General features: G+C 64.2%; 28 protein-coding genes, 1 tRNA gene, 3 pseudogenes and 2 riboswitches. Of the genes and pseudogenes, 15 read left to right on the plus strand and 17 right to left on the minus strand.

The genetic code is table 11. The features are described 5' to 3' along the window. Window positions 1–121 precede the first annotated feature (121 nt). Both ACVW17_RS22890 and ACVW17_RS22895 read right to left on the minus strand, forming a co-directional pair. Window positions 122–1,484 (minus strand): annotated as a pseudogene (locus ACVW17_RS22890) (D-amino acid dehydrogenase). A 69-nt stretch (window positions 1,485–1,553) separates the two neighbouring features. Further along, a riboswitch (glycine riboswitch) is annotated at window positions 1,554–1,669 on the minus strand. A 3-nt stretch (window positions 1,670–1,672) separates the two neighbouring features. Beyond that, a riboswitch (glycine riboswitch) is annotated at window positions 1,673–1,779 on the minus strand. A gap of 85 nt (window positions 1,780–1,864) precedes the next feature. Beyond that, complete coding sequence (locus tag ACVW17_RS22895) at window positions 1,865–2,995, minus strand: M20/M25/M40 family metallo-hydrolase (protein WP_456754019.1); 1,131 nt, start codon at window positions 2,993–2,995, stop codon at window positions 1,865–1,867. A 266-nt stretch (window positions 2,996–3,261) separates the two neighbouring features. On the opposite strand from ACVW17_RS22895, the pseudogene ACVW17_RS22900 reads away from it, so the two are divergent. Beyond that, window positions 3,262–4,882: pseudogene (locus ACVW17_RS22900) on the plus strand (ABC transporter substrate-binding protein). Between the two features lie 61 nt (window positions 4,883–4,943). On the opposite strand, the gene ACVW17_RS22905 reads toward ACVW17_RS22900, so the two are convergent. Next, window positions 4,944–5,222 carry a hypothetical protein gene (locus ACVW17_RS22905; RefSeq protein WP_456754021.1) on the minus strand — a complete coding sequence of 93 codons (279 nt, stop codon included), beginning with the start codon at window positions 5,220–5,222 and terminating at the stop codon, window positions 4,944–4,946. 281 nt (window positions 5,223–5,503) lie between these two features. Between ACVW17_RS22905 and ACVW17_RS22910 the strand changes: the two genes are divergently transcribed. Further along, window positions 5,504–5,791 carry a PilZ domain-containing protein gene (locus tag ACVW17_RS22910; RefSeq protein WP_456754022.1) on the plus strand — a complete coding sequence of 96 codons (288 nt, stop codon included), beginning with the start codon at window positions 5,504–5,506 and terminating at the stop codon, window positions 5,789–5,791. Between the two features lie 74 nt (window positions 5,792–5,865). Here ACVW17_RS22910 and ACVW17_RS22915 read toward each other — a convergent pair. Further along, window positions 5,866–5,952, minus strand: a tRNA-Leu gene (locus ACVW17_RS22915). A 225-nt stretch (window positions 5,953–6,177) separates the two neighbouring features. On the opposite strand from ACVW17_RS22915, the gene ACVW17_RS22920 reads away from it, so the two are divergent. Continuing rightward, complete coding sequence (locus ACVW17_RS22920; RefSeq protein WP_456754023.1) at window positions 6,178–6,609, plus strand: twin-arginine translocation pathway signal; 432 nt, start codon at window positions 6,178–6,180, stop codon at window positions 6,607–6,609. A gap of 41 nt (window positions 6,610–6,650) precedes the next feature. Here ACVW17_RS22920 and ACVW17_RS22925 read toward each other — a convergent pair whose 3' ends face one another. Then, a complete protein-coding gene (locus ACVW17_RS22925) occupies window positions 6,651–7,853 on the minus strand; it encodes an FAD-dependent monooxygenase (RefSeq protein WP_456754024.1) in 1,203 nt (400 codons plus the stop codon). A gap of 7 nt (window positions 7,854–7,860) precedes the next feature. Then, window positions 7,861–8,106 carry a zinc-finger domain-containing protein gene (locus ACVW17_RS22930; protein WP_021077734.1) on the minus strand — a complete coding sequence of 82 codons (246 nt, stop codon included), beginning with the start codon at window positions 8,104–8,106 and terminating at the stop codon, window positions 7,861–7,863. 246 nt (window positions 8,107–8,352) lie between these two features. Between ACVW17_RS22930 and ACVW17_RS22935 the strand changes: the two genes are divergently transcribed. Continuing rightward, window positions 8,353–9,486 (plus strand): hypothetical protein, encoded by a 1,134-nt coding sequence (locus ACVW17_RS22935; protein WP_456754025.1) that lies wholly within the window; start codon window positions 8,353–8,355, stop codon window positions 9,484–9,486. Between the two features lie 83 nt (window positions 9,487–9,569). Next, complete coding sequence (locus tag ACVW17_RS22940; RefSeq protein ID WP_456797899.1) at window positions 9,570–10,322, plus strand: alpha/beta fold hydrolase; 753 nt, start codon at window positions 9,570–9,572, stop codon at window positions 10,320–10,322. A 15-nt stretch (window positions 10,323–10,337) separates the two neighbouring features. Here ACVW17_RS22940 and ACVW17_RS22945 read toward each other — a convergent pair. Further along, window positions 10,338–11,708 (minus strand): annotated as a pseudogene (locus ACVW17_RS22945) (hypothetical protein); the annotation flags it as partial. A 195-nt stretch (window positions 11,709–11,903) separates the two neighbouring features. Here ACVW17_RS22945 and cysE point away from each other — a divergent pair. Together cysE and ACVW17_RS22955 are read left to right on the plus strand one after the other, a co-directional pair. Beyond that, complete coding sequence (gene cysE, locus ACVW17_RS22950; protein ID WP_456754026.1) at window positions 11,904–12,731, plus strand: serine O-acetyltransferase; 828 nt, start codon at window positions 11,904–11,906, stop codon at window positions 12,729–12,731. 137 nt (window positions 12,732–12,868) lie between these two features. Then, window positions 12,869–13,081 carry a DUF3126 family protein gene (locus ACVW17_RS22955; RefSeq protein WP_021077729.1) on the plus strand — a complete coding sequence of 71 codons (213 nt, stop codon included), beginning with the start codon at window positions 12,869–12,871 and terminating at the stop codon, window positions 13,079–13,081. A 77-nt stretch (window positions 13,082–13,158) separates the two neighbouring features. Here ACVW17_RS22955 and ACVW17_RS22960 read toward each other — a convergent pair whose 3' ends face one another. Beyond that, the gene (locus ACVW17_RS22960; protein WP_456797900.1) at window positions 13,159–13,869 is read right to left on the minus strand and encodes a hypothetical protein; all 711 of its coding nucleotides are present in this window, start codon (window positions 13,867–13,869) and stop codon (window positions 13,159–13,161) included. A 220-nt stretch (window positions 13,870–14,089) separates the two neighbouring features. On the opposite strand from ACVW17_RS22960, the gene ACVW17_RS22965 reads away from it, so the two are divergent. Further along, window positions 14,090–14,419, plus strand: a complete 330-nt coding sequence (locus ACVW17_RS22965) for a DUF6949 family protein (protein ID WP_456754027.1) — start codon at window positions 14,090–14,092, stop codon at window positions 14,417–14,419. Window positions 14,420–14,610: 191 nt separating this feature from the next. Then, entirely contained in the window at window positions 14,611–15,141 is a 531-nt protein-coding gene (locus ACVW17_RS22970; RefSeq protein ID WP_456754028.1) for a gamma carbonic anhydrase family protein, read from the plus strand. A 4-nt stretch (window positions 15,142–15,145) separates the two neighbouring features. Here ACVW17_RS22970 and ACVW17_RS22975 read toward each other — a convergent pair whose 3' ends face one another. Further along, window positions 15,146–15,397: a hypothetical protein gene (locus tag ACVW17_RS22975; protein WP_456797901.1), complete on the minus strand. Its 252-nt coding sequence runs from the start codon at window positions 15,395–15,397 to the stop codon at window positions 15,146–15,148. An 87-nt stretch (window positions 15,398–15,484) separates the two neighbouring features. Here ACVW17_RS22975 and ACVW17_RS22980 point away from each other — a divergent pair, with 87 nt between their 5' ends. The 3 genes from ACVW17_RS22980 (at window position 15,485) to ACVW17_RS22990 (ending at window position 16,821) form a co-directional block, all read left to right on the plus strand. Continuing rightward, a complete protein-coding gene (locus ACVW17_RS22980) occupies window positions 15,485–15,799 on the plus strand; it encodes a hypothetical protein (protein ID WP_456797902.1) in 315 nt (104 codons plus the stop codon). A 154-nt stretch (window positions 15,800–15,953) separates the two neighbouring features. Continuing rightward, window positions 15,954–16,487, plus strand: coding sequence for a hypothetical protein (locus tag ACVW17_RS22985; protein WP_456797903.1), 534 nt, complete (start codon window positions 15,954–15,956; stop codon window positions 16,485–16,487). A 184-nt stretch (window positions 16,488–16,671) separates the two neighbouring features. Then, window positions 16,672–16,821 (plus strand): hypothetical protein, encoded by a 150-nt coding sequence (locus ACVW17_RS22990; RefSeq protein WP_456797904.1) that lies wholly within the window; start codon window positions 16,672–16,674, stop codon window positions 16,819–16,821. A gap of 392 nt (window positions 16,822–17,213) precedes the next feature. Here the strand turns inward: ACVW17_RS22990 and ACVW17_RS22995 are convergent, their stop codons facing one another. The 3 genes from ACVW17_RS22995 to ACVW17_RS23005 all read right to left on the minus strand — a co-directional run bounded on the left by ACVW17_RS22995 (window position 17,214) and on the right by ACVW17_RS23005 (window position 19,057). After that, the gene (locus ACVW17_RS22995) at window positions 17,214–17,705 is read right to left on the minus strand and encodes a hypothetical protein (RefSeq protein ID WP_456754033.1); all 492 of its coding nucleotides are present in this window, start codon (window positions 17,703–17,705) and stop codon (window positions 17,214–17,216) included. Between the two features lie 158 nt (window positions 17,706–17,863). Continuing rightward, window positions 17,864–18,403: a bifunctional 3-hydroxydecanoyl-ACP dehydratase/trans-2-decenoyl-ACP isomerase gene (gene fabA / locus ACVW17_RS23000; RefSeq protein ID WP_456797905.1), complete on the minus strand. Its 540-nt coding sequence runs from the start codon at window positions 18,401–18,403 to the stop codon at window positions 17,864–17,866. A gap of 24 nt (window positions 18,404–18,427) precedes the next feature. Beyond that, complete coding sequence (locus tag ACVW17_RS23005; protein WP_456797906.1) at window positions 18,428–19,057, minus strand: TetR/AcrR family transcriptional regulator; 630 nt, start codon at window positions 19,055–19,057, stop codon at window positions 18,428–18,430. 97 nt (window positions 19,058–19,154) lie between these two features. Here ACVW17_RS23005 and ACVW17_RS23010 point away from each other — a divergent pair, with 97 nt between their 5' ends. Both ACVW17_RS23010 and ACVW17_RS23015 read left to right on the plus strand, forming a co-directional pair. Next, window positions 19,155–19,598: a hypothetical protein gene (locus tag ACVW17_RS23010; RefSeq protein WP_456797907.1), complete on the plus strand. Its 444-nt coding sequence runs from the start codon at window positions 19,155–19,157 to the stop codon at window positions 19,596–19,598. Window positions 19,599–19,770: 172 nt separating this feature from the next. Beyond that, entirely contained in the window at window positions 19,771–20,154 is a 384-nt protein-coding gene (locus tag ACVW17_RS23015) for a hypothetical protein (protein ID WP_456754037.1), read from the plus strand. A 173-nt stretch (window positions 20,155–20,327) separates the two neighbouring features. Here ACVW17_RS23015 and ACVW17_RS23020 read toward each other — a convergent pair whose 3' ends face one another. The 5 genes from ACVW17_RS23020 to ACVW17_RS23040 all read right to left on the minus strand — a co-directional run bounded on the left by ACVW17_RS23020 (window position 20,328) and on the right by ACVW17_RS23040 (window position 25,411). Next, window positions 20,328–20,942 (minus strand): transglutaminase-like cysteine peptidase, encoded by a 615-nt coding sequence (locus ACVW17_RS23020; RefSeq protein ID WP_456797908.1) that lies wholly within the window; start codon window positions 20,940–20,942, stop codon window positions 20,328–20,330. A 333-nt stretch (window positions 20,943–21,275) separates the two neighbouring features. Next, window positions 21,276–21,893, minus strand: a complete 618-nt coding sequence (locus tag ACVW17_RS23025; RefSeq protein WP_028336124.1) for a PilZ domain-containing protein — start codon at window positions 21,891–21,893, stop codon at window positions 21,276–21,278. 144 nt (window positions 21,894–22,037) lie between these two features. Further along, window positions 22,038–23,585: an FAD-dependent monooxygenase gene (locus ACVW17_RS23030; RefSeq protein ID WP_456797909.1), complete on the minus strand. Its 1,548-nt coding sequence runs from the start codon at window positions 23,583–23,585 to the stop codon at window positions 22,038–22,040. A 275-nt stretch (window positions 23,586–23,860) separates the two neighbouring features. After that, complete coding sequence (locus ACVW17_RS23035; protein ID WP_456797910.1) at window positions 23,861–24,790, minus strand: acyl-CoA desaturase; 930 nt, start codon at window positions 24,788–24,790, stop codon at window positions 23,861–23,863. A gap of 114 nt (window positions 24,791–24,904) precedes the next feature. Further along, complete coding sequence (locus ACVW17_RS23040) at window positions 24,905–25,411, minus strand: hypothetical protein (protein WP_456754041.1); 507 nt, start codon at window positions 25,409–25,411, stop codon at window positions 24,905–24,907. Between the two features lie 228 nt (window positions 25,412–25,639). Between ACVW17_RS23040 and ACVW17_RS23045 the strand changes: the two genes are divergently transcribed. Continuing rightward, on the plus strand, window positions 25,640–26,791 hold the full coding sequence (locus ACVW17_RS23045) for a zinc-binding dehydrogenase (RefSeq protein ID WP_456797911.1): 1,152 nt from the start codon (window positions 25,640–25,642) through the stop codon (window positions 26,789–26,791). Window positions 26,792–26,832 lie beyond the last annotated feature (41 nt).

A 26,832-nucleotide genomic window follows, 5' to 3' on the forward strand; every position in this document is an offset into this window, starting at 1 on the left:
GGGACCGTTGCACACCGGACCGTAGCACAGATGGTAGCAAACACAGGGTATAAGTTGAGCAAGTCCCGTGCCATCGGTGCTGCGGTTTTTGCGGTGCAGCTAGTCGGTCCTGCTGGTGTGATTAGTCCTCCGATGACGTGCGAAGCAGTCCACTGGAAGGTGGATTGATTTCAGCCTTGCGAGCATTGGCAGGTACATCGTCGAGCCCGCGACCGAACGCCGGCGCCATCGGCGGCGTATCGAGATCGCGCCAGTCGTCGATCGCGCCTGCGACCATCTGCGCGGTCGCGGCGGATAGCGTCCAGCCGAGATGACCGTGGCCGGTGTTGTAGAACACGCCTGGAATCCGGCCGGCGCGCACCACCGGGCATCATGTTCGGCATCATCGGACGCAGCCCCGCCCACGGCACGACTTTGGATGTATCGACCCCGGGGAAATGATGGCGCACCCAATCCACCAGCGGCTGGATGCGGTCGGCCCTGATATCGCGGTTGAAGCCGTTGAACTCGGCGGTGCCGGCAATGCGGAAGCGGTCGGCGCCGAGCCTGCTGGTGACGATCTTGGCGGCTTCGTCGAGCAGACTGACGGTCGGCGCGGCGTCCCGGCTTTGCGGCGCATCGAGCTGCACCGTGATCGAATAGCCCTTCACCGGATAGACGTTGACGCGGTCGTTGAGTAAGCCCGCGAAGCGGCGGCTCGCCACGCCCGCGCAAATCACGAGGCCGTCGGCCTGCAATTCGTGCCGCGTCGCGGGCTCGGCATCGTGCGACGCGGTTTCGTTCCAGCCGATGCGGAAGCCGTCGTCGCCGCGCGCGACCGTGTCGACGTCGGCCTCATGGATGAAGCTCGCGCCGCGCCGCGCACAAGCCTCGGCGAGGCCGCGCGTGAACTTGTGGATATCGCCGGTGGCGTCGGACGGCGTGAAGAAGCCACCATAGCAGGCGGTTTGCAGCGCGGGTTCGATGCTGCGGATCTCGTCCGGTGTCACCGGCCGGCGGTCGAGCCCGCCTTGCTGCAGCAAGGTGTTGACCCGCAGGCCTGCCTCGAAGCCGGCCTTGTCGTGATAGACGTGCAGGATGCCGCGGCGTTCGAGATCGAAGGCGATGTTCTCGCGCTCGGCGATCGAGAACAGATGCTTGCGCGCTTCGATGGCGAGCCGCGTGGTCTCGATGGTGTTGCTGCGATAGCGCGCGATGCCACCGACGAACTCGCCGATCCAGGAATATTTGTGCCAGCTCGGCTTCGGGTTCATCAAGAGCGGCGCGTCGCTTCTCAGCATCCAGCGCAGCCCCTTGAGAATGGTCGCCGCGCTGTTCCAGACTTCGGCGTTGCTGGCGGACAACTGTCCGCCATTGGCGAATGAGGTTTCCATCGCGGCGTAGCGATGCCTGTCGAGCACAGTCACCTTGTAGCCGCGTTCGAGCAGGGCATAGGCCGTCGTCACGCCGGTGATGCCGGCGCCAATGATCGCAATGTGAGGCATGATGGTCTTCAGGCTCCCGTGTTGTTAGAGTCGCCGAACCACCGGTGAAACCGGGTGTTTCGACGCCCCATCTGTCACGGTACCTGAGAGCTTGATCCGCACCGGGCCGGGGCCCGGACGCGAACTATCCCCTTCGGTGGACGTCACGGCCCTTGATCTGCGGCCATGTCCGTCTCTCTCCAGATCGTCCTGACGATACAGTCCTTTTGCCTGAGAGTTTCCGGGGCGGTTGCTCCATCGGCGCCGAAGCTGACAACACGAATGTTGTCGCCTCGATCTCTCCCGCATCGTCGCGTTGGACGGCCGGACCGTAGGCGAAGCCTTAAAATTGGACAAGGCTAAATTTCGATCCGGCAGTGCCAACGTGTTGTGCAGTGCAATCAGTCCAGCGTCGCCAGCAGCGCCGCCATCAGGCGGCCGCGCTCGGCCAGGCTGTCGACCTCGATATGCTCGTTGAGCGTATGTGCATCGGCGCCGCGAACGCCGAGACCATCGAGCGTGGGGATGCCCATCGCACCGGTGAAGTTGCCGTCCGATCCACCGCCGGCGCTGCCGTGCGGAAGATCGAGGCCCATCCCGGCCGCAAGGCCCTTTGCCTTTTCGTATAGAGCCATGGTGCCGGCATCCGGCTCCCACACCGGGCGCGTGACGCCGCGCGTCACCTTGAAGGTTACGTCGTTGGCGGTGCCGGACAGCGCCAGCATGCGTTCGACGCCGCGATCGAGATCGGCCTGCCGCTTGGCCATGCTGAGCGCTTCGCCGGTGCAGGTCGTGGCGACGCAATTGACCCACTGGCCGCCATGCACGATGCCGACCGAGAAGGTGCAGTCCTCGGTGGTCATGCCGTCGATGGCGATGATTTGACGGGCCATTTCGCGGATCGCGGAGCGGCCGGAGGACAGCGTCGCGCCGGCATGGCTCGGCTTGCCGGTGGCTTCCAGATTGAAGCGCGCGATCGCGTAGCGGCCGGTGACGACACCGTTGTTCGGCCGGCCGGGCTCCGGCACCAGCACATATTTGTTGCGCGCGGCTTCCGCCTCGATGATGTCGCGCGTCGACGGTGTGCCGACCTCTTCATCGGGTGTGAACAGCACGGTGATCGGCAACGGCGTCGTGAAGGACGCGCGGGCCAATTGCCTGATGGCCTCGATCGACAGATAGTTGCCGCCCTTCATGTCGAAGATGCCGGGCCCGAAGCATTTGTTGCCTTCGCGGCGCCATTTGAGCTTCTCAATGGTGCCGACCGGGTGCACGGTGTCGAGATGGCCTGATATCAGGATGCCGGGCTGACCCTGCTTCGGATGCGGAAAGCGGGCGCGGACGCAGCCGGCAAAGCCCTGGCGTCCGGCGATGCGTTCGATCGTCGCACCCATGACCGCCATCTCGCGCGCGGCGAGATCGAGCATGCGCTCGACCGCAGCCGCGTCCCAGGTCGGGCTCTCGCATTCCACCCAGCTGCGCAGGCCCTGCAGCATCGCTTCGGAGTCAAAGGGGAGATTGGCGGGGTTCATCGTTGTTCTCTCTTGTTGTTCTGACGGCGCCGGCATCGCGCGGCGCTCACGAAAATCTCCGCCGACGATTTTGTAAAGCCAAAATCCGGCCCGCGGCCTCATTCGTTTGTGTACGTCCGATCCGGATCGAAACCGATTGACGCGCTTGGCGCTTGGTGCAAGTCTCGATTTCACAAGCCATACAGCATGTTAGTTCGCCTAAATAACGGACCGCATGCATAACGAATAAGCCGGCTTTGACCAGTTACACGTCAGGAGAGATTTGCATGTTCCCTATCTCGCGTTGGAAACGCCGCACGCTCGCGGCTGCGTTGTCGGCGCTTGCGCTGTCATTCGCACCGCAGGAATTGTCGTTTGCGCCGCAGGCGATGGGCCGCGGACAAGACCATCACCGCGGTGATGCATTCGGACCTGCGCGTCATCGATCCGATTCTAACCACAGCCTATATCACGCGCGACCACGGCTACATGATCTACGACACGCTGCTGGCGACGGATGCCAACTTCAAGATCCAGCCGCAGATGGCGGACTGGAAGGTCTCCGACGACAAGCTCACCTACACGTTCACGCTGCGCGACGGCCTGAAGTGGCACGATGGAGCGCCGGTGACGGCCGAAGACTGCGTCGCTTCGCTGAAGCGCTGGGCCAAGGTCGACGGCATGGGCCAGAAGCTGATGGACTTCACGGCGAGCATCGAAGCCACCGACGCAAAGACGATCACGCTGAAGCTGAAGGAACCCTACGGCCTCGTGCTGGAGTCGATCGGCAAGCCGTCGTCGCGCGTCGCGTTCATGATGCCGAAGCGGCTGGCCGAAACGCCGCCGGACAAGCCGATTCCGGAGCAGATCGGTTCGGGCCCTTTCAAGTTCGTGCAGGCTGAATTCCAGCCGGGCGTGAAGGCGGTCTACGTCAAGAACAAGGATTACGTGCCGCGTAAGGAGCCGGCAAGCTGGACCGCGGGCGGCAAGGTGGTGAAGGTCGACCGCGTCGAGTGGGTCACGATGGCCGACGCCCAGACCGCGATGAATGCGCTGCAGTCCGGCGATATTGATTTCCTGGAGAACCCGTCGCTTGACACGCTATCGGTCCTGGAAGCCGACAAGGACATCAAGATCGATACGCTGAACAAGGCCGGTTTCCAGACGCTGGGCCGCATGAACTTCCTCTACCCGCCCTTCGACAACATCAAGGTTCGCCAGGCGGCACTGTTGGCGATCAACCAGAAGCAGGTGCTCGACGCGCTGATCGGCAATCCCAAATATTACAAGACCTGCGTCGCGTTCTTCATCTGTGATACTCCGTTCGCGACCGATGTCGGCGGCGAGACGTTGTTGAAGGGCGGCGACATGGCGGCGGCCAAGAAGGCGCTCGCCGAGTCGGGCTATGACGGCACGCCCGTCGTCATCATGGCGCCCGGCGACGTCACCACGCTCAAGGCGCAGCCGATTGTCGTCGCCCAGCAGCTGCGCGACGCCGGCTTCAAAGTCGACCTGCAAGCGACCGACTGGCAGACTGTCGTGACCCGCCGCGCCAGCCAGAAGCCGCCGAAGGAGGGCGGCTGGAACATGTTCTTCACCAACTGGGTCAGCGCCGACGTCTCCAACCCGATCGCCAATCTCTCGATTGGCGGGCAGGGCAAGAATGGCGGCTGGTTCGGCTGGGCCGAGGACGCCAAGATCGAGAAGCTGAAGGATGCCTTCGTTCGCGCGTCTTCGCTCGACGAGCAGAAGAAGATCGCGGCCGATATTCAGAAGGAAGCCTACGAGCAGGTCATCTACATTCCGCTCGGCCAGTATCAGGGACCGAGCGCCTGGCGGAAGTCGCTGACCGGCGTGCTCGACGGCCCGGCAACGCCGATCTTCTGGAACATCGACAAGTCCGAGTAAGCCTCGGCTCGACGCAAAACAAATGGCCGGGGCTCGTCCCGGCCATTTTTCTTTGCGACAGCTAATTGGCGTGGCCTGATCTCACGCCGCTCGGACTGGACAAGCTGGTGAGCTGCGTCTGCCCGGTGCCGGCGCCGTTGATCCAGACTGCGGCCCCCGCGGCAAGTGCCAGCAATCCGTACACCATGATCACGCCGCGAATCCATCGCCGGTAGATCGCGCGCTCGTCGGGCGTTGCGTCACGGAATTGCTGTACATTGAGCCCGTTGCTGCAATGGGCCGCGTCGTCACCGTGTTCGAGATTGGAGGCGCCATGATCGCGCGCCTTTGCAATCGCCATCGCCGATCTCCGGGCAAAATTGATGTCGAAATGCCGCGGCCACGACATGCGCGGCCGGAATTTCCAATGCGCGAAGGCTACACCCCGTGGCGATCGCGGCGTGTGAACCCCGCCACAATCGGACAACACGATGAGGTGATGCGAGCATCGCAATACCGCATGTGCCTGCGCAGGCGGTTTGGCCACAGCATTGGCATGCCAGCTCTGCTGGACGCGCCTTAAGGTTCTCGTCAGTATTGCGCCGTAACGTGACAGTCTGTGTACGTACCCCCGACCGGTTCATGGCCGACGACCCCACCAGGCCCGCACCAGCCAACGCGCACCAGCCAATGCCAACCGACGAGCGGCGTGCCGGCTCGCGTCGCCGCGTCCTCAAGTCGGGGGCGATCGAATTCGGCAGCGAGGCGATCCCCTGCACGGTCCGCAATCTCTCGCCTCAAGGTGCTTGCATCGAGGTCAACTCGCCGCTGTGGTTTCCCGATCGCTTCGTCCTCGCCATCGACGGCGAGCGCCACAGCTGCCGGGTGATGTGGAAGAAGGAGCGGCGGATCGGACTGGGGTTTGATTGATGCTGGCGGGCAGCCATCGCTGACGAAGAAGTTGCCGGGCTTGCCAAGCCGCAGCTCGCGAAGCGAGCGAAGGCTGGTGCGGGCGGTGGGACTCGAACCCACACGACGTTGCCATCGAGGGATTTTAAGTCCCTTGCGTCTACCAGTTCCGCCACGTCCGCGTTGCGCCAGGCGCGCGGATTTCTAGCGCGTTTGGGCGCGGAGTGGAATTGTCATTATCCGGTGCTAACAGGTGAGCTTTCAAAGGCTTAAGCTTGCGGCCTGCGATTCCATTTGCGTCGGCCGCGCCGCATTGGGATAAGCAGCGCGCCGCCGCGATTGAGCCTCAATCCGGACACCGGTGGCTGCTTTAGGCAATCTCAACACTGTCCGACTAAGAAAGCCGAATGTCCGTTCGTTTCCCAAGCCGCCCAAATCCGTTGCGCGCGGCAGCCATCGTTACGCTGCTCGTCTCGGCCGCGGCGGTTTCCGGCTGCGCGCAGATCGGCGACAATGTGCCGTCGGCATTTGCCGATCCCGCCAAATACGAACTGTATGACTGCAAGCAGCTCGAGGCCGAGCGCACGGGCCTCAAGTCCCGTGCGACGGAGCAGGAAAGGCTGATGGCCAAGGCGGAGACCGGCGTCGGCGGTACCGTGGTCTCGGAGATGGTCTATCGCAACGAGCTGATCTCGATCCACTCCCAGCAGAAGCTTGCGGAAGAGGCCTGGCGCAAGGGCAAGTGCCACGAAGCCCCGCCGGACACCCCGCCGGCCGCGCCCGTAGCCCCCACGCCGGCGCCGAAGGGCCCTCGCGCACCGCGCGGCCTCGTCCACTGAGATCGGCGCTTCGGGCGCGTTGGCGCGCAGGGCACGATCGCTCAGGCGCGCCAGTCGTAGATCCAGTCCTGCCGCGCCAGCATGCGCTCCGGTCCGATGGCGCGGATCGCGAGATCGCGCGCGATCGCCGCGGCTCCGCTCAAATGATAGATGCGGCCCTGCTGCCGAGCCATGCGCTGCACCCTCGCCACGCGCGCGCGCCGCATCTGCGCGTAGCGCTTCAGCGCGGCGGAAATATTTCCGGTGTTCTCACCGGTGCTGTCGCTCAGCGCCTTGGCGAGCACGGCGGCATCCTCGATCGCCATGCCGGCGCCTTGGGCGGCAAACGGCAACATGGCATGCGCGGCGTCGCCGAGCAGCGTCACCGCGCCTTCGCTCCAGCGGCCGATATGGGGCAGGGTGAACAGCGCCCATTTGCGCCAGCCGTCGACTGCGCCGATCAGCATCCGCGCCGTGGCGGGCCAGCGCGCAGTGGCGAACGCGCGCTTGATCTCGTTGATGTCGCCGGGCGCACTCCAGCCCGGCCGGTTCCAGGTGCCGGACACGATCGCGACCACATTGATCTGGCGTCCGGCCGAGATCGGATAGGCGACGAGATGGGCGTCCGGCCCCATCCACAGCTGCACGCGCGGCGCGGTGTATTCACGCGGCAGGGCGGTTGCGTCCAGCGTGCCGCGCCAGGCGATCAGGCCGGAGAATTGCGGTTGTACATCCGGAAACAAATGTCCGCGCACCGACGACCAGATGCCGTCGGCGCCGATCAGCGCGACGGCCAATTCCTCCTGCCGTGAATTGCCGCGGCGCTGCATGACCGTCAGGCCCTTGGCGTGCTTGGTCACGTCCTCGAACTGGCAGCCGAGCCGCAGCTCGATATCGGGATGGTCGTTGACGGCGGCCTGCAACGCGGCCTGCAAATCGGCGCGGTGGATCACCCAATAGGGCGCGCCGGCGCGGAACTCGGCCGCCTGGCCGAGCGGCATCCGGGCGATCTCGCCGCCGGCCCGCGCGCTCAGGATGGTGACGGATTCAGGCGTGACCGCGCGCCGCGCCAACGGTTCCTTGAGCCCGAGCTCGACCAGGATGCGGCTGGCATTGGGAGAGAGCTGGAGGCCGGCGCCGGCTTCCTCGAGCCGCTCGGCCTTCTCCAGCACCACGACGCGAAAGCCTTGTGCCGCCAAGGTCAGCGACGCCGTCAGTCCTCCGATCCCGGCACCGGCAACGATGACGGTTCGCGTCAGCGCCACGGACCGGTCAGGCGACTTTGTCTTTCAGCACGCATTCCGGCGGGCGTGCTTCGCCGGCAGCGAGGTCGGGCGCGAAGCGATAGAGCGTCGAGCAGTACGGGCAGATGATCTCGTTGTCGTTGCCGAGGTCGAGGAACACGTGCGGATGGTCGAACGGAGGATTGGCGCCCACGCACATGAACTCCTGCGATCCGATCTCGATCACCGAGACACCGGCATCGTTATGGAAGTGCGGGACGACGTGGTCGGACATATTCTCACCTTGATGGCAACGACGGGCAGACGCAAACAGCATGCGGCATCGCGAAATGCCGCGCACCATACTGGCGGGAACGGTTGATTCCTAGAGCCCCGATGGCTCATTTGCTCATGCAAATTCGACACAATCTTGTCGTCCCAGAGAAGCCCTTCTTTGGTCGGAGCCGTTGTGTCTCAAAAACGGCACACTATGTCCAAAGCGGCTTGAACAAGGCGAATAAAACTAGAGGTTTTCAGCGGGATGAACGGGGTCCGCCTCAGTTTCGCGGTGGTCGGCCTGGCGGCAAGCGCCGCCGTCGGCGCAGCCATTTGGCCGCATGCCCGTGACGCCGGCACCGTGCTCGCTGTGCGGGACGATCCCGCGGCGCTTGCCGACATCAGGCTCAATTCCGTTCTGCGCAACAACCCGGCGTTGATCTCGGACAATATCGAGGCGGCACTCGCCGCAGGCGACGCTGACCTTGCGGTGAGCTTCGTCGCGCTCGCGGGCGACAAGAACATCGCGCTCAGTGACGAACTCACCAAGCGTGTCGATGATGCGCGCGCCGAGCAATCATCCACCACGCATTTCGCCAAGGGATTCGCCACCGGCCTCGTGACCGGCAATGCCGACGACGTCGCAAGCCTGTCCGGCACCGTCGCGGGCGACCTGTTCGTGTTCGGCGACGTCAGGGATGTGGTGCGCGAGGGCAAGCACCTCGTGATGGGCGAGGACACCGACCAGCTGGTGCTCGGCCTTGCGGCCGCCGGGCTCGCCGTGACCGCGGCGACGTATGTCTCGGTCGGCGGCGCTGCGCCGCTGCGCGCCGGGCTGACGCTGGTCAAGGACACGCGTAAGGCCGGACGGCTGAGCGAGGGCATGATCGCATGGGCCGGTCGCTCGACCCGCGACGTCGTCGACCAGCCGGCGCTGCGCGAGGCGGTCGCCTCCGGCTCGGTGCTGCGGCCGATGGAAACTGCAACCGCGATCCGCGCGGCATTCCGCGCCGAGAAGGCCGGCGCGCTGGTGCGCACCGCCAAGGATGTTGGACGCATTGGTGAGGCGGCCGGGGTTCGCGCGGCGCGGGACACGCTCAAGGTCGCGGAGAACCCACAGGAGATCGCGCGCGCGGCCCGCATCGCCGAGGTGAAGGGTGGGCAGACCCGCGCCATCATCAAGCTGCTCGGCCGCGGCGCGCTGCTGCTCGCGGCCGGTGCATTCGACCTCTCCATGTGGCTGTTCGGCGCGCTGCTTGCGCTGTTCGGCTTGCTGTCGTCGATCAAGGCCACCACCGAGCGGACCACCGCGTGGTGGCTCAGACGAAGCAAGGCGTTGCGCCTGAAGCGGCAGATGGCTGCGCAGGCAACGCTGGCGAGTATGCCCGCCCAAGGGTAGGGTTGCGGTCGCCTGTCGATCGCCAATCGAAAATCTCAAGAAACAATCCCAAGAAACAATCCCAAGCAACGACGGAATGCATGATGCCGAGTTTCCACCACGGCGATGTTGAAATTGCCTATATCGACGAAGGCGCAGGCGAACCGATCGTGCTCGTGCACGGCTTTGCCTCGAGCAAGAACGTCAACTGGATCTATCCGACCTGGGTGTCGGATCTCGTCAAGGCCGGCCGTCGCGTCATCGCGCTCGACAATCGCGGCCACGGCGAATCCGCCAAGCTCTACGACGCCGCGCAGTACGAGATCGCGATCATGGCAAGCGACGTGATCGCGCTGATGGATCATCTCGGAATCGCGCGCGCCGACATCATGGGCTATTCGCTGGGCTCGCGGATGACCGCGATCCTGGCGCGCGAACATTCCGATCGGGTGCGCTCGGCGATCCTCGGTGGCATCGGCATCGGGCTGATCGAGGGCGGCGGTCCGGGCGAGAACGTCGCGCTGGCGCTGGAGGCGCCGTCGCTCGATGATGTCACCGATCCGGTCGGCCGCACCTTTCGCGCCTTTGCCGATCAGACCCGTTCCGATCGCCGCGCGCTCGCGGCCTGCCTGCGCGGCTCGCGCCGGCTGATGACGCGCGAGGAGGCCGCTGGGATCGGCGTGCCGGTGCTGATCGCGGTCGGCAGCAAGGATGAGATCGCGGGTTCGGCGTCAGCGCTCGGCCGGGTCATTCCGGGTTCGGAGGTGCTCGACATTCCGAACCGCGATCATATGCGCGCGGTCGGCGACAAGGTCTACAAGACCGGGGTCATCGACTTCCTGTCGCGGCGGAAGTAGTTCGTCGTCGTTCTCGTCATCCCTGGCCAAGGCACGCGCGGCTGCGATCAGCACCACGAAGGTCGCAACCCAGACCAGGCGCGCGCCGTAGCGATCGTGCGGACCCGAGATCACGCCGCAGACGACGGCATTGCCGAGCAAAGCGAGCGTGACGGTGCCCGCCAGTGCCGTGATGTCGTCGCACCGCCGCTGCCACAGTCCGCGGCCGAACAGCAGCACGACCAGCAGCATTGAGGCCAGCGCGACCGGCACGTGGATGCGGTTGATCGCGGTGAAGTCGAGATGCCATTTTTGTTGTCGCGCCGCGCGCATCGGCGCGACCTGCGCGGGAATGTAGCGCTCGATGATCCCATAGGTATGCGGAATCCAGCCGTTGGTGCCTTCGCCGGTCGCGACATGCATCAGCTGGTCGGCGGTTGCCTTCAGCGCCGCCGTGGCCTGCCATGCCGGATATTCGGCCAGCGAACGCTGCACGATGTATCCCATCTCGTCGTTCAGTCCCTGGAAGCGGCCGAGCGTGTTGAACATGCTGTGGCCCCACAGGAAGTCGTCGGCGGTCGGCGGCAACTCGTTGCGATAGGGACAGAGCTTCAACTTCTCCTTCGCGCAATGGTCGCGCAGATATTGCGTGACGATGCCATCCTGCAGCATGCGGCCGAAGGCGACGCCGATGCCGCCGGGCGTCCAGGCGAGCTGTCCGGACAGCGCAAAATTAGCCGCCAGCAGCATCGCCGCGCCCGCAACTATGGTCAGGCTGCCTTGCACGAGGCTTGCGACCGGGATGCGCCGGCCGAGCCACGGACGCAGCATCCAGCCGACGCAGCACAGGCCGAGCAGCACGGCGAGCGTCGCGCTGTGGGTTGCGGCCGAGAATGCGGTGAAGCCGAACAGCACCGCTTTCTCCGGCGTCGCGATCCTGTCGCCGCAGAGCACGAGTATGAAGAGCGCGAGCACCGACAGGCCGGCGAAGATGTCGGTCAGCAGCATGCTGGCAAGCCAGGGCAGCGCGGTGGTGGCGATCAGCGCAAGGCTGATCGCGATCAGCCGGACCGGCCGGGCGAGGTCGAGCACGCGCAGCGTCAGCTGCAGGATCCAAAGCGTCGCCAGCGTCTGGACACCGAGGTTGAGCCAGAAGCCCGATGTCTCGCCGAGATGGAGGTAGATCCCGAACACGGTGGACCGGCTCGGCACCAGATAGCCCTCATACCAGCGGGCCAGATAGCCGCCGGTATCCCATTGGAGCAGCGGATAGCCGTTCCAGAAGGCAGGGGCGAGCAGGAGGAGGGGGATGGCAATGGTGGCGATCCAGACCGACCGTGCATCGGTCAGGCGGGCGCCCAAACTCCGGGTATTGATGATGTTTCCCCCTTTATTGGGGCTGACCATGCCCAAAACCACACTGGCGACGAAATCCGCCAATAGTTGCAGAAGCACGGCTTGATTTCGGCAAAATCCCGACCAACTCCCCTAGACGCCGGTCCGGGACGTTCGGCTGGGGTTTACCGTACCGAGCCTTCCCGGGACGCGCCGGGTCCATCGTGCTATAACGCACATCAGAACAACCGAATTGCGAGAGCAGCCATGGCAGTTCATCAGGTCAATCCGCAGGGGGGCAAGCTGGCGGCGCTCGATCCGATCTGGGATCGGATCCGCGGCGAGGCGGAAGACATCCTGCGGCGCGAGCCGGAGCTCGCATCCTTCATCTATGCGACCGTGCTGCATCATGAGCGCCTGGAAGATTCGGTGGTCCATCGCATCGCAGAACGGCTCGATCACGCCGCGCTGTCGGGCGACCTGATCCGCCAGACCTATGGCGAGGCTTTGCGCGACGAGCCCGACATCGGCAACGCCTTCCGCGCCGACCTCGTCGCGGTCTATGACCGCGATCCGGCGACCTCGCGCTTCATCGATCCGTTGCTCTACTTCAAGGGCTTCCACGCGCTGCAGACCCATCGTCTGGCGCACTGGCTCTATCAGAACGGCCGCAAGGATTTTGCGTTCTACCTGCAGAGCCGCTCGTCGGCGGTGTTCCAGACCGACATCAATCCGGCGGCCCGGATTGGCCGCGGCATCTTTCTCGATCACGCCACCGGTTTCGTCTGCGGCGAGACCGCCGTCATCGACGACGACGTCTCGATCCTGCATGGCGTCACGCTCGGCGGCACCGGCAAGGAGAACGAGGATCGCCATCCGAAGATCCGCCACGGCGTGCTGATCGGCGCCGGCGCCAAGATCCTCGGCAATATCGAGATCGGTCATTGCGCGCGCATCGCGGCGGGCTCCGTCGTGGTCAAGCCTGTTCCGCACAACGTCACGGTCGCGGGCGTGCCGGCGAAAATCGTCGGCGAAGCCGGCTGTGCCGAGCCGTCGCGCACCATGGATCAGATGCTCAACGCGATCGGGCTTTGATTTCGTTCGCTTTCTGATCGGCCGCGCATTTTTGCGTGTGCGCAACATCACGTCGCCAAGCCTGAAAAGGCTCTGGCGATCTTCGGCGTCTCGTCCTAAAACTCCCCCGAAAATCATCGACCCGATTGGAGACGGCCGTGGACGTTCAGGAAGTCAGGAAGCTCGACGCGTATCTGAAGCGCGTGTTCAGCAATCCCAAGATCCGCGTGGTGCCGCGGCCCAAGAAGGACGACTCGGCCGAAGTCTATATCGGCGAGGAGTTCATCGGGGTGCTGTTCGTCGACGACGAGGACGATGATCGCTCGTTCCAGTTCCAGATGGCCATCCTGGAAGAAGATCTGGCCGAGTAAGGGCTGGGCAGCCTCAGATCGTCATTGCAGGAAGCGACGATCCTTCGATGGACAGTCGCTCCGCCGCAATGACGGAGTTACCCCTTCGCGCTGTGCATTTGCGCGGAAAGGCGATCCATCGCGGTGGCGATGTCGCGCCATTGTGCGAGCCAGCTGCGCGGAAAGCGGAAGATCAGATCGGCGCCCTCGATGCGCCGTTCACTCAGGCACATGCCGGGCGTCGACGTATCGCGCGTGCAGCGTGCGATCAGCTGCGGCTCGGCCGCGCTGAACAGGTCCTCGCCGCCATAGGGCGTGCCGTCGCGGAACGCATGCGCGGTCAGGCCGTCGTCGGTCGTCGCGCGCTCGTCGAGATAGCGCGGATAGATCGTGCGCACGCGCATGTCGGGCGCGAGTGAATCGTGATGCGCCGAGATCGACACGAAGATCCGGTCGATCGGCTGCACCTTGTCCTCGACGGTATCGGCACTGTAGTGCTTCGGCGCGCTGGGCACCTCCAGGGACGGGTAGAGGAAGCTCAGATCGACGCGTTCCTGCGGCCCGGAATGGCGCTGGATCTTCATGCGCACCGCCATGGTCGGCACGTTGAACAGCGTGCCGCCGACGCTCACCGGCAGCCGCGACGGATCGCTCGCCGGCACGGTGGTGTAGGTCGGCCACAACAGATAGGCGATAAGCGCAATCGCGCTGGCCGCGATGACGGCCGAGGCGATGATCGGAACGAGGTGCGCGCGCGGGTTGCGGCGGGTATCGCGGGCGAGATGCTGGGCCGTCGAGAGAAGCGTCATGAACGAGTCAAAGACCAGGTCGAGGGTGGCCGAATCATCTGCCGAATATGCCACGTGGCGAGGAATTTCCGTACGATTCCAATGGAATCCCTCATTGAATCGCCATGCGCAAGCGCCGCCTCGGACGCGCCCGATTAACCTTTCCTTAAGGATGATGTGGCGGCCGGCGGCCAATTCTGCGAAGCAGGCGTGAGTGGCCCGTAGCGTAGCGGAAGTTCCGATGTCGCCCGATACCCTGAATTCGCTGTTCTCTCTGTTCATCGGCTTCGCGCTCGCCGGCGCACTGGCCAGCGGCTATCAGGCGATGGCGGAGCGCCCGGCAGGCTTCGGCCTGCTGCAGGAGGGCGTGGCGCCGAAGACCTTTGCCGCGGTCCCGTTCCTGGTCTTCGCCGCACCGTTCATCATCATGCGCAACACGCTGCGCGGCGCGCGGATCGAACGCCGCCGCTTCGAGTTCGTGATGATGGCAACCGTCATCTCCGGCTTCTGGAGCCTGATGTCCGGCACCTTCTTCATGATGACGCTGCGCGCTGCGGGCGTGTTCGGCTGACCGGTCACGATCCGCGCCCGGATCATGGCTGCACTTGCTTGAATCAACATCCGTCGCTGTGCCAAGGTCGTCCGGACGAGAGCTTCGGTTCTGGTTGAATCAGAACACGCAGCTCCGGATTTTCGTTTTGACGCGTTTTCTTCACGCGAACCGGCGTCCACTTCGCTCGAAAACGCTCCAGGGAGACATCCATGGCGATCTACGAACTCGACGGGCAGGGGCCCGATCTTCCCGCTGACGGCAGCACCTTCATCGCCGACAATGCCGTTGTGATCGGCAAGGTCCGCCTCCGGCCGAGAGCGAGCGTCTGGTTCGGCGCGGTCGTGCGCGGCGACAATGAGTGGATCGAGATCGGCGAGGGCTCCAACGTTCAGGACAATTCGACCCTGCACGTCGATCCCGGCTTTCCGCTGACCATCGGCAACAACGTCACGATCGGCCACAATGCGATCGTGCACGGCTGCACGCTGGAAGACGGCGTGTTGATCGGCATGGGATCGATCGTGATGAACGGCGCGCGCATCCGGCGCGGCAGCGTGGTCGGCGCCGGCTCGGTCATCACCGAGGGCAAGGAGTTTCCGGAAAACTCCCTGATCATCGGCGCGCCGGCGCGCGCGGTGCGGACACTCGACGCCGCGCAGGCCGAGGCGCTGTCGCGGCCGGCGAAATCCTACGCGATCAGGGGTCCGCAGTACAAAGCCGGACTGAAGAAGATCGGCTGATCTTTCAGCGCTTGCGGCCCTGCTTGCGTGCGCCTTTCGGTGCTGCGCGTGGCTTCGCTGCTCCCTGCGGTCTCGCTGCTTCCTGAAGTTTTGCGCTCTTGCGCAGCGCATCTCTCAGGTCGATCGGGATACCGTGCTTCTTGAGGAGGTCGGCGAAAGCCTCGTCGGCGAGCTCCTGCAAGGTCGCCATGCGGTCGCGGCCGAGCTGCTTCAGCTTGTCGAACGTGTCGTCGTCGAACTCGATCAGCTTGCGCAAATTGCATTGCTCCCAAACTGTATTGCTCCAACGCCTGTGGGAACCGGCGTTTTGCGGTCTCGTTGGTATCGGAAAGGGAGCATTGCCATGCACAAATTATCCATCACCACTGCGCTCGCGACAATTGCGATTGTGTTGGCGCCAGCGGTTGCCGTCGCCCAGGGGACCGAGAGCGGCGCCGGGACCGGCGGCCCGTCATCGGCCAGCCCGACATCACCGCAGACCACGTCACCGCCAGCCGGGACCAACACTGCCGGGACCGCGCAATCCTCCGGCGGCCCCAACACTGGCAAAGGCATGACCACCGGCTCAGCAACGACGACAGAGAGCGTCGACAAAGCGATCGCTGACGAGAACAAGGAAGTCGATCGTCGGACCAAAGGCATCTGCCGCGGCTGTTAACCTTTGAGGCCGGGACCTTGATGAACACGGGTCGCGCAGAAGTGAGCGCGACATTGCCGCGCGGCCGAAGCCTCGGTTCTACATTGGGTTAGCATGCGCGGGACGCGGCGGATGAGGCTTGCGACGACAAGCTTTGGAAAGAGGAGTACGGGTGATGTTGCGTAAGACGATGATTGCCTTGCTGGCGACGGCATCGGCTGCCCTGTTCACGGTCGACGCCGCGTCGGCACGCGGCGGCTTCGGCGGTGGCGGATTCCACGGAGGCGGTGGCTTCCGCGGCGGCGGCGGTTTCGGCGGCTTCCATGGTGGTGCATTCCGCGCCATGGGGGCAGGCGGTGGCTTCCGTTCGGCTGCGATCGGCGGCGGCTGGGCTGGCCGCGGCTGGCATGGTGGCGGCGGCTGGCACGGTGGCTACTATCGGCGCGGCTGGGGCTACGGCTATCCGCTCGCCGCGGCTGCGATCGGCTTCGGGCTCGGCTATGGCGCCTACGACTACTATGACGGCTACTACGGCAACCCCTACTATGCCGGCTATAGCTATGACGACGGCTATGGCTATGGTGACGGGAGGCTGCTACATCGTGCGCCGCAGCGTGATGACGCCGTATGGCTGGCGCGTCCGGCACGTGCAGGTTTGCAACTGAGCCATCCGCTGACGCATGGCCGTTCCATTCGATCGCCATGCTGATGGTCTTGCAATGATCGGCGCGGCCGGTGTTTCGATGCCCCGCGACCGCGTCGGCGGCCGCGCACTGGTATGCAGCTTGCTTATGCCTTGCAGCAGCATGCTTTGCAGCAGTTGGTGCGTGAACCCACCGCGACGACAAATGGCCCGGCTGCGTTTGGAGCCGGGCCCTTAGAGGGCCTCAGAGATGCTGACCATTCCTGATCTGACATTGCTGTTCATGGTGGTTGTTTCGAGTCTTGCCGTTGCGTTGATCTATATGCTCCACGAGCTCGAGCCGAAGCTTGCGCGGCTGCGGCTGCGGGGCAATCGCGTGCTGCGCGATCGCAGCAAATAGGCCGGTCACGCCGGCTGAGATTCGGATTTGGTGGGGACCGTGAGACGTGCCGCGCCGCTGACGGCATCCGCGCAATCCGATCCCGTGAGCCGAGGCCCAAAAAAGAAGCCCAAAAAACAAGGCCGTCGACGTAGTATACCGTCAACGACCTTGCCAGCCCCGGATATTGAAATCGGCTCACGCCATCCGGTCGTTGAAGGATGACTCGGATTCGAAGCCCGATATGTGAACCAGTTCACAGAGTCCGGATTAATTCACGCTAACGGGCACTCATGCGAGGCCGCCGCGGCTGGCCTGGAGTTCCGAAAGTTCCACCTTAGCTGCTGATCTTGTTCGGGAATTGGCGCAATTTGATGGCCGACCGATCGCTGCGCCGGCGGCACGCAAGATTGTCAGCCGCGCGACCGGTGGCGTTTCCGGTTGGCGCTCCTTGTGGCCTTCGAGCGCTTGCGCGGCTCGGGTTCGGCGGCCGGCTCGTTGGCCTGTGCGCTTGCCAGCGACTGGCGCAGACCCTCGACCTGTTCGGTCAATGCGGCGACCTGGTCGGCGAGCCTCTTGGCGTCGGCCTGTTGCAGGGCGAACTGCTTGCGCATGGTCAGCAGCTGGTCCTGCACTTCCTGCAATTGATCGATCGATTCCTGCTGGGTCACCTCCATTCCCTTGGTCTTTTCCACCAGGGCCTCGGAGACTTGCGCGGTGCGCGCCTGCAATTGACGGGCGGCGACCATCCGGTCGGTCTCGGGCACGTTGCCGCTGAAGCTGCGCCACAGCGCGATCGAGCCGATCCCGAACAGCACGAGCACCAGCGCCACGGCGCCGATCGCGATCGGCTGCACGCCGGTCAGGCTGCTGGCTTGCGCATTCCGGGGGGCAAGTTCGACCATGCGACCAGAACCGGATGTTCAATTGAAAGGTTCCGAATAGCACAACCGCGACGTGGGCAAAACCCCCGGGGATTCAAGCAGGTGGCGCGGGAAGTGCAAAAATAGCCGCAGATTCCGCGGCTGCTGCCCCAAAACGGGACTGTCCGATATGCGCGCGGTCAGGGCGTCGGCGCGATCAGGCCGACCCTCATGTCCTTCGCCAGATAGACGCAGGCGCCGTCGGCAAGCACATGGCCATCGGCGATGCCCAGCACCAGACGTCCGCGCCGGACCTGGCGCACGTCGACCTCATAGCGCACCAGCCTGACATCAGGCGTGATGTGCCCTCTGAACTTGACCTCGCCGACCCCAAGCGCCCGGCCTTTGCCCGGCGAGCCCGACCAGCCCAGCCAGAAGCCGATGATCTGCCACATGGCATCGAGCCCGAGACAGCCCGGCATCACGGGATCGCCGGCAAAGTGACAGGCGAAGAACCAGTGCTCGGGTGCAATGTCGAGCTCGCCGGCGACATGGCCCTTGCCGAAGGCGCCGCCGTCGCTGCTGATCTCGGTGATGCGATCCATCATCAGCATCGGTGGCGCCGGCAATTGCGCATTGCCGGGACCGAAATAGCCGCCCTCGCTCGAGCGCAGAAGATCCGGCTTGCCGTAGGACGATTGCGGCGTGTGAAAATCGTGCGGATTGAACAAGATGGCCACCGACCTTGGAGTTGTAGCTGAACGTTAGGGACGGCTGCGCCGCATGGCCTTTGAGTTCGCCGGCGGAGCCTCCGCAGGCAGGCGCAGCGCCGCGGCCATGAAGGTCCAGATGTCGTCGGTGAGGACGGCCGGATCGCGGCGACGCTCGTCGGTCAGCGCGCCGATCAATGCCTGTCGGATGCCACCGATCATCAACGCGATGGTGAGATGCGGGTCGATGTCGGTGGCGACGATCCCGTCGCGCTGTGCCGCCTCGAGCATCCGCGCCCCGGCTGCGAGTTGTCGGGCGGTGAAAGCGGTCTCGACATCCAGCACCTCGGGTGCTCGGCTCAGCGGTCCGATCACGAGCGGAGCGAATGGATGCTCGTAGTGAAACGCGACATAGGCGCCGATCCGGGCTTTCTCTCTGGCCCCCCAGTCCGCCGTCGGCAGCCTGGCGCCGCCGAACGCTGCCTGATCGAGCTGGTCGTAGAACGTCTCGACGACCGCGGCGATCAGGCCGGCTTTCGATCCGAAGTGGTGATAGGCGAGCCCGACCGAGGCCCGCGCTCGCCTGGCGACGGCCTGCATCTCGAGATGCCCGAGCCCCTCGATCAGTTCGTCCTGGGCCGCGGCGAGCAGCCGGTCCCGCGTTCCAGCGGTGGCAACGGTCATGGTTCATCCAATTCTGAATTGAATTCAATTCAAACGCTCGAATGCTAGGATGTCAAGCGAGATGGCGCGAGCGGGCGATTGGACGGATAGGCGGGCAATGGCGTTTGCGATCAAGGCCGAGATTTCTGATCCGCGGGCGAGAGCATTCGCCTTCAACGCGCAGAAGACCATGTACGGCAAGCTCATCGCCGCCGGCGACATCGTGTTCCGGTTCGCGAGCGAGAATGAGAGCGGCAAGGACCTGATCGCGCGCGGGGTCATGACGTCGGCCGCACCGGTGGCGCGCAAGCCCGATATCGAAAGGCAAACGCCGCGCGTCAGCATCGCGCTGAGGCGCGTCGCGTTGGCGACGCGTCCATTGGGACGCGACGAGTTGAAGCCCTTCAAGGATTGGAACGAGCTCTATCGACAGGCCACCAACAAGATCGTTGGCATCACCGAGGAGACGGCGGCATTTCTCGATCGCGCTTTTGAAGCTGAGCTCGCGATTTCGCATCATCAACGTGAGATCAAGGCAGATCTGCTGTCAGTATTGGGATAGCTTCCTTCACGCCAGCGTCATTCGAAGGTTCTAATGGCGTGTGCGTGCTGCAATTGGGTTTGCAGTCCCGTCCGACCTGCGGTTAGGATGCGGGCCGTTTTGCTATTTTTTTCAAAAAGCTTTTGAAGCGCACCTTGATAGGTTCGCGATAATTAAACTGGGGGATTCGACAGTGGCGGGCAAAATTCTGTTGCCATTTTTCATCGCGTACGTGCTGGGCTGCCTTTTCACGATTGGCGTGTTCTACCGCGACCGCGAGCACCCGATGGGCATCAAGCAAATCATATGCACGATCATCTGGCCGATCTGGTGGCCTGTCGCGGCCGGTTTCGGTCCGATGCTCGACGCCATCGATCAGACAATGACGGCGACAGATGGGCGAAAGAGCATTTCGTTTGCGCTGGGACTGTTCGCCGTCGGACACTCCCTGTCGACGGGCTGGACCGATTGCGGTGGAGTCGTTGCATGCACCGGAGTGGTCTTGAAGAGCGCTGCGATGTTCTTTCCACCGCTGAACTTCGGCTATGTCACCTGGCTCGTTTCGCAATTCGCATAGGGAACGGCGTTCGCCTGCGTGGCGCGCCGGATTAGCGCTGCGCAAATGCGTTGTCGTGCCCCGCAAAAAGTTGCGGCCAGGCTTTGGGGGAAGCCTGGCCGCGCGCGAACCGGTCTGGGACGGGGAGGGGTGGGGATGTGACCGGGTCGCGAACTCGAAATTCCCTGTTCTGCTCAGCGCGAGCTTGCGGTTGAAACTGCGGGGCGGTTGTCGCCGAGCGAGACCCATACATTTGGATCGCTCTGCGATTGCCGCTTGACGAAGCGGTAGCCGGTCTCGGTCCAGGCGACGATGCTTTCGTTCTGGTTATCGAGCACGAACTCGCCCTTGTCGGTCTTCACCGTCAGCACTGCGTGGCCTTCGCCCTTCTTGTCGCGGACCACCGTGATCAACAGCGCCTCGCGGGGCCAGCCGGCGTCCATCAGCATCTTGCGCTTCAGGAGCACGTAGTCCTCGCAGTCGCCGTAACCGTCTGTCGGCAACGACCATTTCTCGATCACGCCCCAATGATCCATGTCGGTCATCGGCTTGATTGATTCGTTGACCCACTTGTTGACCCGCACGAGGTCGCGCCAAGCGGTCTGCGACATCACGATGTCGCGCGGTTGCGTCTTGCCGCCGCGGCATTCGGCGGGATTGTCGGCGCAGAATTCGACCCAGCCGATCGGCGAACGCGCAACGTCACCGAGGCTGGCGTAGACCACGTCGCCGGCCTTGGCCGACACGCACGTCGCAAACAGGATGGCGGCAACCGCCGAACCTTTCCCCTGTCCCCTGAACCCAAACATCGTGGCCCCCGTTCTTCTTGTTGGGTCCACGTTTCGCACAAAGTTTTTTCGCCGCCGCTAAGTGTGCAAAGTAGATTTGACGCGAATACTGGTAAAAGCTGCGGCGAATTCGAACTGTACTTGAATCGAATTCGCGTAAAATTCGAAACAACTGCAATTGATTCAAGTTTTACGTATTAACCCGGCAAGCCCTGCGCCGGCGCGGTCCGTTGCGTCAAACATGCCGGCCGTTAACCGCCGATTTCACCGGGCCAAACGCATCGAAGGCGGCCACCGGTGTACCGGAGGCCGCCTTCGCGGGCTGAAAGCAGGGGTCTTGAGCGGTTTTTCGCTTTACCTCGCGGTAACGCTCTCTTCGAGGGTTTCCGCGGACTGCTCGTGGACGAACTCGAGCGCGAAGCCTTCCTCGAGATTTCGCACCACGCGCGCCTGCACTCGGCCGAGCATGACCAGCGATTTCAGCGGCGGGCGGTTCTCGGCGGCGATCGCAGCACCGGACAAGGAAAGGTCGATGATGCGGCAGGTCATCCGCGTGCCGTCTTCCTGGGTGAGCAGGGCGATCGGGTTGCGGGGCACGATACGGTCGTGGCGGCGATCCTCGGGCAAATTGAGGATGTCGCGGTTGGCGAGCCAGGTCAGCTGGGCGGCGAGCTTGTCACGCTTGCGCGCGGTGGCGCCGATCGTCATCGCAAAGCCGTTGTCGATGATGCGGGTGATGCGGCCCTCGACGCGGCCGATATGATCGAGATACGCGATCACGCGGTCGCCGACATTGCCGATGCCGGGGGCCAGCAGCGCGAGGCCGCCCGGGGACATGTTGATAATCTGGCAGGGAAACTCGCGCCGGTCGGGCAGCATGTAGCGGCCGAGCAGGTGCACCTTGACGCGTTGAAAGCGCCGCCGCTCCTCGGCTACGGGGACGACGGTAGTTTTCTTCTGTGCAAACGACATCACACCAAAACCTGGCCACCGTCCATTCGGAGCCCCGACGACCGTAAGGCTGATAGGGTTAACAGGGCGTTACGGTTGAGGCGGGGAACCCGTACACGGTGCAAGTGAAGCAAGCGAAGTTCACAGGCACCGCATCCAGGGGCGTTAGGCACATTCGCATGCAGCTTCGGGTTCTCCGAACCATCGCGCAGCCGCTTGCGCAGTCTCCTCCAGATCCGGCTCGATGTCTGTGGCCCAAGCCACAAAGCCGTCGGGGCGCACCAGCACCGCGCGCAAGCCCAGCCGATCCCTGGCATCGCTCGCGACATAGCTGATCCGCCCACGCCAGCGATCGGCGAGCGCTTGCAGGGGAGCACGCGGGTCGAAGTCCAGCAACAGGCCGCGTCCATCTCGAAGCAACTCGCCGAGCCTCGTCCCGCCGGCGAGCTCGAAGTCGGGTGCGCTGCGGCCTGTCAACGGATGACGGCCGCCGAGATCGTAGCGCAGCGAAACGCCCCACACGCGCTCGGCAAAATATGTGGCGCCGTCCGATGTCGCGATCAGATCGCGCATGATGGCTTCGAGCGCGCGCGAACTGCGGCTCGGCCGCATCAGCGCGACCTGGGCGCGCGACCAGTCGAGAATTTGCGCGCCGACCGGATGCCGCTCACGCCAATAGCTGTCGAGCAAATCCGCCGGCGCGTCGCCACGGATCGTGGCGGCGAGCTTCCAGCCGAGGTTCATTGCGTCGCCGAGCCCGAGGTTGAGCCCCTGACCGCCGAGGGGCGAATGAATGTGCGCGGCGTCGCCGGCGAGCAGCACGCGCCCTCTGCGGTAGGCCGTCGCCTGGCAGGCGCGATCCGTCCAGGTGGTGGCGAGCTGCAGCGCCGTCAAGGTCACGTCGGTGCCGGAGATGCGGCGCAGCACTGTCTGCACATGCTCCCGCGTGATCGGCTGGGTGCGGTGGAAGACGCCACCGTCGAAATCGACCATCGCGATCGTGCCGGGCTGCGCAAAGGTGTACATCCCAGATGGCGTGTAATGGCGGCCGACGCGAAGCTTGTCCGGATCTGATATCTCGACCTCGACCGAATAGCCGGTGAACTCGGGATCGGTGCCGGCGAACTCGAGGCCGGCAGTCTTGCGCACCGTGCTGCGGCCGCCGTCGCAACCGACCAGCCAGCGTCCGTGGAACGTCTCGCCACCGGCGTGAACGATCACGCCATCATCAGATTGTTCAAACGTCTCGACGCCGAGGCCGCGTCTGATCTCAACTCCCATCGCGATCGCGCGCGCGGCCAGTGTGGATTCGAGCGACTCGATGTCGATCGCCATGCTGGTACCGGCCGGACCGGGCAGGCGAAACGGCCATTTCGAGCTGTCGATGTCATCGTGGTAGAACTGGATGCCGGCGAAATGGCCCGCCGGGCGGCGCGGCTGTTGCTCCCAATGCGCGGCGCCGGGTGTGCCGTTCGCACGCCGCTGCGGCGCGATGTCCTCCAGCATCCCGCGACGATCGAGCGCTTCGATGGTGGGTGCCGAAAGGCCACGCATGCCGAACGGCAGCCGCTTCAGCGGCGACCGCGGGTCGGCGGCCTGCTCCAGCACCAGCACCGACAGCCCCGCGAGCCGCAACTCGCAGGCAAGCAGCAGGCCGACGGGGCCGGCACCGGCGATCACGACATGATCGGGGAGGGGGTGGTGATTGTGCATGAACTGCTCCTGCGTCTTTGTTCGGCCGGAGCGGTTCGTCGGGTTGAGAACCACACGGACGAACAATGGGCGCCTGGACAGCGCCCGGTGTTCGTCGTGGGGACCTCTCGCATTGCGCAGGAGACCAGAGCTTTCGCTTCCGACACGATTTCGGTGCGAAAGGACTTGGGCTTACCAAACCAAGTCTGCCTTTTCCGACGCTGCTGCTATAGCGACGAGGCGCTTGGTCTGCAATGGCGATCTGGCGTGCGGATGACGGAAACAATGCGCAGCTGCTATGTCGCAGCGACCGCATCCGGATCGCCGTCGACGCGGCGTGAACCCGGGCGCGGCGCAAGGCTGTCCGGCGTCTTGATGTTGCGCGCGAGGCCTGCGGCCTCGAACGCCTTGATCAGCCACCAGCCGAGATCGATCTCGCCCGGCAGCAGCCCGAGCTTCGCCGAGTCCGGATAGGCATGGTGATTGTTGTGCCAGCTCTCGCCCATGCTGATCAGCCCGGCGATACCGACATTGTAGCCCTGGGCTGCGACGCCGTCGATGATCCAGGTCTGTCCGCCCCTGCGATGCGAATAGTGACCGATCAGCCAGTGACCGGTGACGCAGACGGCGACCCGCACGCAGATCCCCCACACCAGCCAGCTCCACGAGCCGATCGCAAAAAACAACATCGCCCAGGGCAATTGCTGCCACATCCAGGTTCGCTCGACGAACGCATAGAAGCGGTCGTCGGCGAGCCGCGGTTCGAGCCGGAAGGCCGGCGGGTGTTTCAGCGCGAGCGTGCAGTGCATTTGCCACCAGGCATCGCGCCAGAAGCCGGCAGCGTGGCGGGAATAGGCGTGGCATGCCGCCTGGCGCTGAGCCCAGTCGCGGTGATCGTGCAGCCGCACCATGCCGTAGGGGCCGGCCATCCCGACCAGCGTGCGGAGATAGACGCAGAGCCGCTCGAGCCACAGCGGACAGTCGAAGCTCGCATGAATCAGGCGCCGGTGCATGCCGACCGAATGCCCGAAGCACAGCGTGATCGCGCTGGTCACGATGAACAGTGCGAATGCGCTCCACGAGAACAGCGGTGGACCGAAGATGATCGCGACCGTGGTCATGCTGCCGAGCCACAGCGACTTCGCCGGCGCCCATTGGACGCGCCCGTCCACCGGGTCGGTGCCGTCGTCCGCGAAGATTCGTTCCGACCCGGGTTGCAGTTTCATTCCATTGCCTGACGTTGCACCGCAGGTTGGAATGGAGCCGCCGTTGCTGTCAATCCGCCACGCACGTCCGCCATGTCGCAGCCAAAAGCGACATCGTGAAAGAGCGCGGCGGCGTTATTTGGCTTCGGCGTCCACCGCTGGCTCGACGGTCACCGCTTTCAGGACCTTCCGTTTCGCCGCGCGGATCTCGAGCTGCAGGGGCGGCTGGTAGGACCCGCTCGGCGGCTCGAACATGAAGCCATGGTGCCCATCGCCCTTGTTGAGCTTGAGAAGATCATTGCGGAACCGATCGGCGACGACTTCGGCGACGAGCTCGCCGTTGACGTAGATGTCGATCGGGACCCGCTTGTCGGGATGCTGGTTGTACAGCGCCCAGCCGGCGATCCTCGTTTCATTGAAGACGTCGACATGGCCGCTGATCTCGCCATACAGGCTCTCGATGCCGGCTTCGATCACCTCGAGGTCGCTGCGGTAGATCGATCGCGTCAAGTCGAAGCTGAAATGCGCCGTATCGACGCATTGGTCGAGCAGGCTCTGCCGATGCTCTTTCATGCGTTGCAGCGTGTCGAGCTCTCCCAGCTTGACGTACATGCCAACGATGCCTTCGATACCAGGATTCATGATGTCGGTCCCCGCAATGCTACAAGCCTATCCGCCTCGGGCTGCGTTCACAATCGATGCTTCCTTGCGATGCTTCCGCGCGGAAAAATACTCCCGTCAGGATCTGACGCATCGCGCACGCCTTCATGACAGGCCTTCATGACATCCCGATATGACATCCTGATCGTCCTGACCTAAGGTCGGTGCGGCCGAGCCCGGCCCAACGACAAGGACAGGGAGGACGAACCGATGGAGCAGATCCGCGTCTGCACGCATGAAGGACCTGGAGCCAAGCCTGTAATCCGGACCGTGCCATGGCCGCATATCGGCAAAAAGGCGGCCTTGATCAAGGTCGGTGCCTGCGGCGTCTGTGGAACCGATCTGCACATTTTGAAGGGACATTGGCCGAAGCCGCTGCCCTGGCCGTTCACGCTCGGCCATGAGCTCGGCGGCGTGATCGTCGAATGCGGGCCGGAATTCACCGAGGACTTCATGAGCAAACCGCTCAAGGTCGGATCCAAAGTGATGATCCCGCCGCTGATGCCGTGCGGCCGCTGCTATTACTGCATCCACTATCCCGCGAGCGCCAACAAGTGCCTGACGCCGGTGTATTACGGCCGCTATCTCGGCTTCGACAAACCGCCGCACATGTGGGGCGGCTGGGCCGAATATGTCTATGTCGATCTCGACATGCTGCCGGGCACCAAGATCTACAAACTGCCCGACGACATGTCGCTGCGGCTCGGCGCGCTCTCCGAGCCCCTGACCTCCTGCATCCGCGCCTTCAACCGCGCCACCCGCGCCGGCGGTTTCTCCTGGGGCGACACGGTGGTGATCCAGGGCTCCGGGCCGATCGGCATCCTCGCGGTTGCCGCGGCCCAGGAGATGGGGGCAGGGCGCGTGATCTGCGTCGGCGCGCCGGAGACGCCGCGCCTCGTGCTCGCCCGAAAATTCGGTGCCGAGGCGACCGTCGATATCGAGCGGCACGACACAGCGGAGCAGCGCATCAAGGCGGTGCGCGACATCGTCGGCGGCTTCGGCGCCGATCTCGTGATGGACTGCGCGGGCCATCCGACGGCTGGTCCCGAGGGCATCGAGATGCTGCGCGACGGCGGCACCTATGTCGAGATGGGCCAGTTCACCGATGCCGGCTCGATCAACACGTCGTGGCACCGCATCTGCACCAAGGACCTCAACGTGCTCGGCTCCTGGGGCTTTACCGGCAACGATCTGCCGCTCGGCGTCGAGATGCTCTACCGCACGCGCAACAAATATCCCTGGCTCGACATGCAGACGATCTATCCGTTCACCGAGGACGGCGTCGCGCAGGCGGTCGCGGACGCGATGGCGATGAAGACGGTGAAGTCGACCATCGTGCCATGGCCGGAGCTGGTCGAGTGAGGCCAGCACGTGGGAGTGCCGCATTTCCTGTTGCAGTGCTC

It is taken from the genome of Bradyrhizobium sp. USDA 4473 (assembly GCF_054063335.1).